This window comes from Streptomyces calidiresistens, assembly GCF_014141525.1.
GTDB classification, from domain to species: domain Bacteria; phylum Actinomycetota; class Actinomycetes; order Streptomycetales; family Streptomycetaceae; genus Streptomyces; species Streptomyces calidiresistens.
In genome coordinates, this window is the sequence record NZ_VKHS01000500.1 from 1 (window position 1) to 4,213 (window position 4,213).

The 4,213-nt window shown below is 73.2% G+C and carries 4 protein-coding genes; 1 reads left to right on the forward strand and 3 read right to left on the reverse strand.

Features of this window, described 5'->3' with window-relative positions:
- Positions 1-50 precede the first annotated feature (50 nt).
- Positions 51-380: a thioredoxin gene (gene trxA, locus FOE67_RS18430; RefSeq protein WP_182665699.1), complete on the forward strand. Its 330-nt coding sequence runs from the start codon at positions 51-53 to the stop codon at positions 378-380.
- 226 nt (positions 381-606) lie between these two features.
- Here the strand turns inward: trxA and FOE67_RS18435 are convergent, their stop codons facing one another.
- The 3 genes from FOE67_RS18435 to FOE67_RS18445 all read right to left on the reverse strand — a co-directional run bounded on the left by FOE67_RS18435 (position 607) and on the right by FOE67_RS18445 (position 3,775).
- Entirely contained in the window at positions 607-1,236 is a 630-nt protein-coding gene (locus FOE67_RS18435; RefSeq protein WP_182665702.1) for a GNAT family N-acetyltransferase, read from the reverse strand.
- Between the two features lie 248 nt (positions 1,237-1,484).
- Positions 1,485-2,717, reverse strand: coding sequence for a ParB/RepB/Spo0J family partition protein (locus FOE67_RS18440; protein WP_182665704.1), 1,233 nt, complete (start codon positions 2,715-2,717; stop codon positions 1,485-1,487).
- A complete protein-coding gene (locus FOE67_RS18445; RefSeq protein WP_228474023.1) occupies positions 2,714-3,775 on the reverse strand; it encodes a ParA family protein in 1,062 nt (353 codons plus the stop codon). The genes FOE67_RS18440 and FOE67_RS18445 overlap by 4 nt, the downstream gene beginning before the upstream one ends.
- Between the last annotated feature and the right edge of the window lie 438 nt (positions 3,776-4,213).

A 4,213-nucleotide genomic window follows, 5' to 3' on the forward strand; every position in this document is an offset into this window, starting at 1 on the left:
CCGCTGCCCATCCCCTCACCCCACCCGACTCCAACCCTGAGGAGAGAACCATGGCCGGTGCGACCGTCACCGTCACCGACAAGGACTTCGAGGAAGTCGTCCTGAAGAGCGACAAGCCCGTGCTGGTGGATTTCTGGGCCGAGTGGTGCGGTCCCTGCCGTCAGGTGGCGCCCGCTCTCGAGGCCATCGCGAGCGAGCACTCCGAGAAGCTGGTGATCGCGAAGCTCAACATCGACGAGAACCCGGAGATCACCGCCAAGTACGGCGTGATGTCGATCCCGACGATGAACGTGTACCGCGGTGGCGAGGTGGTGAAGACCATCGTGGGCGCCAAGCCGAAGGGTGCCATCGAGCGGGACCTGGCCGAGTTCCTGGCCTGAGTCCCGGATCCGGAAGGGGCCGGGGAGGGTTCACCCTCCCCGGCCCCTTCCGTTCGTTCGCCCCGCGCCGGTGACCCCGCGGACTCGCGCTCCCCGGGGAGCGCCGTTTCACGTGAAACGCGGGCCGGAACCGTCGGGTGCCCCGCACCGCGATCGTGACCCGTTCCCCACCCGTGAGCGAGGTGGCCGGCCCCGCGCCGCGCCCCGGAGCCCGACGGGGCGGGACTCAGGCCCCGGAGGGCCGGACGACGCCCGGGGCGGGCAGGCGGGCACCGCCCAGAAGCCGATCGAGGAGGGCCCCCATCTCCGCGATGCGGTCGGCCAGGGTCTGCAGATCCATCCGCAGGCGGGGATACACCGGATGATCACGCACCACCCGGAAACCCACCTCCTCCAGGTAGCCGACCGGCAGGACACACCCGGACGCCGCGGCGGGAGAGGCCCCGAACGCCTCCATCGCGCGAAAGCCCCGTCCGAGCACGTCCTTGGCCGCCGCCTGGAGCAGCGCGCGCCCCAGCCCCTGGCCCCGTGCCTCGGGATGGAGCCAGGAGGTCATCAGCAGGACCGCGTCGGGCGAGACCGGTCCGCTGGAGAAGAGCGGCGCCCTCGGCACCGCGTCGGGCGGCGCGTAACTCACGAACCCGACCGGATTGTGGTCGATGTAGGCCACCCTGCCGCAGGTGCCCCACTCCAGCAGCACGGAGGAGAGCCAGGCCTCCTTCTCCAGCAGGGCCTGCCCCCGCCGTCGAACGAGCGCCGCCTCCACCGGCTCCATCTCCCAGAAGACGCAGGACAGACAGCGCACCGGTAGATCGGGCACAGTCTCCAGGTCGAGCGGCACAAGCTGGCGCCCCATGCCTCCCATGGTAGCCAGAACGGGACGAAACAGCCGGGAGGAAGCGGCTCCCCGGGCCCCCTTCCGCCCCGGTGGGGACCCCGGACCGCGGGGCAGGGGAACGGCACGACGACCGCCCGGTGGAGGGGCCGGGGGGACCGGAAAAGCCGGGGCCGGCACGGGACCCCCGAAAAGGTCCCGCACCGGCCCGTGTCCCGTCGTGGCCCTCCGGGGGCGAGCGGCGGAACCCGCCCCCGGTGCCGGGTCCGTCAGGTGTTCTCCTCGCCCTCGGCGGGTCCGGCGGAGAGCTGTTCCTCCAGCACCTTGTTCTCCCCCGGCGCCAACTGACCGAGGATGCGTTCGAGATCCTCCATCGAGGCGAACTCGACGACGATCTTGCCCTTCTTCTGCCCCAGGTCGACCTTCACCCGGGTCTCGAAGCGGTCGGAGAGCCGACCCGCGAGGTTCTCCAGGGCGGGGGAGATCCGTCGTCCGGGACGGGGACCCCGCGCCTTGGCGGGCTTGCCGTTCTCCCGGGCCCGCAGGGTGACGATCTCCTCTATGGCCCGCACCGAGAGCCCCTCGGCGACGATCCGGTACGCCAGGGCGTCCTGCTCCTCCGGGTCGTCCACGGACAGCAGCGCCCGGGCGTGACCGGCCGAGAGAACACCCGCCGCGACCCGGCGCTGCACCGCGGGGGAGAGCTTGAGCAGCCGCAGGGTGTTGGAGACCTGGGGGCGCGAACGGCCGATGCGGTCGGCGAGCTCGTCGTGGGTGCACTTGAAGTCGCGCAGCAGCTGGTCGTAGGCGGCCGCCTCCTCCAGGGGGTTGAGCTGGGCGCGGTGCAGGTTCTCCAGCAACGCGTCGAGCAGCAGCCGATCGTCCTCGGTGGAGCGGACGATGGCGGGAATGGCGGTCAGTCCCGCCTCCCGGCAGGCCCGCAGCCGCCGCTCGCCCATGATCAGCTCGTAGCGGCCGGATTCCAGACGGCGCACCACGACGGGCTGGAGGAGGCCGACCTCCTTGATGGAGGTCACCAGCTCGGCCAGGGCGTCCTCGTCGAAGACCTCGCGCGGCTGCCGGGGGTTGGGGGCGATGGCGTCGAGGGGAAGCTCGGCGAAGTGCGCGCCGTCCACCGTCCCGGCGAGGGGGTCGGCGAGGGCACCGCCGTCCGTCCCCGCTTCCCGTCCGGCCGCGACGGCGATCTCCGCCGCCGTCCCCCGCACCGGTGGCGCGCCGGGCACCGGGAAGGAATCGGGGGCGGCGCCCGGCTCGGGCACACCCACCGGACGGGCCGGGATCGCGCCGCGGCCCCGGGGGAGCACCGGGGGCACCGTCCCCGGAGAGGTGGACGCCCCGGTCCGGGCCTCCACCGCCCCGGTGTCCGCGGTCTCCGTCGCGTCGTCCCGGGGCGGCGCGGCCGGTGGCCTGTCGTCGCCGGCCGGCGCGGCGGGGATCAATGCCCCCAGGCCTCGTCCGAGTCCTCTGCGTCGTTCACTCACTGGGGGCCCTCCACCGTGGCGTGTGTGCTCTGCTGCGCGCCGCTGCCGCGCAGCGCGATCTCCCGAGCGGCTTCCAGATAGGACAGCGCCCCACTGGAGCTCGGGTCGTAGGTGAGAACGGTCTGACCGTAACTGGGCGCCTCGGAGATGCGGACGGACCGGGGAATGTTCGTCCTCAGCACCTCGTGGCCGAAGTGGCTGCGAACCTCCTCGGCGACCTGCGAGGCGAGCCGGGTGCGGCCGTCGTACATCGTCAGCAGGATGGTGGAGACGTGCAGATCGGGATTGAGGTGCCCCCGCACCAGCTCCACGTTCCGCAGCAGTTGACCGAGCCCCTCCAGGGCGTAGTACTCGCACTGGATCGGGATGACCACCTCGGCTCCGGCGACCAGGGCGTTCACCGTGAGCAGCCCCAGGGAGGGCGGACAGTCGATGAAGACGTAGTCGAGCGGCTGCTCGTAGGCCTCCAGGGCGCGGCGCAGGCGGCTCTCCCGGGCGACCAGCGAGACGAGCTCGATCTCGGCGCCGGCCAGGTCGATGGTGGCCGGGGCGCAGAAGAGCCCCTCCACGTCGGTGACCGGCTGCACCACGTCCGCCAGGGGCTTGCCCTCGACGAGGACGTCGTAGATGGAGGGCACCTCGGCGTGGTGGTCGATCCCCAGCGCGGTGGAGGCGTTGCCCTGGGGGTCGAGGTCGATCACCAGCACCCGGGCCCCGTGCAGGGCGAGGGAGGCGGCGAGGTTGACCGTCGTGGTGGTCTTTCCGACGCCGCCCTTCTGGTTGGCGACGATCATGATCCGGGTCCGGTCCGGACGGGGAAGGGAGCCGCCGTTGCGGTGGAGGGCGGCGACCGCCTGTTGGGCGGCCCGACCGACCGGCAGGTCGCCGGAGGTCGAGGGCGCGGCGCGACCGAGATCGACGGCGCCGCCGGGAGCGTCCCCGTTCTCGCTCCGGGGACCGGGGACCGGCTCGGCCGTCGGGCCGGCGATGTTGGCGTCGGACCGCACTGGCTCACTCTCCTCGACATGCGCAGCCTTCGTGGAATCACAGACTGCCATGTCCCCGGGGTGGTGAACCAGCGAGCCCCGCCTTTCGCCGGTCGAAGTCGTGCCGGGAGAGAACCTTCTCGCGCGTTCCAGCGACCGTGAGAGGGGGAGCGGGAGCGCGGGGATGTCGACTCCCCCCTCCTCCGGGGGGTCGGTGTCGACGGCGCCCGGGGGCCGGAGGCCCTCCGGGGAATCCTCCCCGCGGGCCCCATCGTGACCGGGGAGAGGGGGAGCCGGAACCACGGGGTGGATCGGCTTCCCCGGCCCGGGCGATCCCCCCGGGGAGGCGCCCGCCCCGGGGGAGCCGGCGGCGCGGGGGCTCGCTTCGCCGACCACGGACGCGGCCCGGGGCGCGACGGGACGCCGGGGGGTCGCCGATCCGGCCGGGGTGCCGGACCCGACGGCGGAACCCGGAAGGCTCCCGGACCGCGGCGAGGGTGTGGCCGGGGC

What these genes read in the sequence shown, in the direction of transcription:
- trxA (WP_182665699.1), top strand. Translation starts at nt 51, where the DNA reads ATGGCCGGTGCGACCGTCACCGTCACCGACAAGGACTTCGAGGAAGTC.
- FOE67_RS18435 (WP_182665702.1), bottom strand. Translation starts at nt 1,236, where the DNA reads ATGGGGCGCCAGCTTGTGCCGCTCGACCTGGAGACTGTGCCCGATCTA.
- FOE67_RS18445 (WP_228474023.1), bottom strand. Translation starts at nt 3,775, where the DNA reads ATGGCAGTCTGTGATTCCACGAAGGCTGCGCATGTCGAGGAGAGTGAG.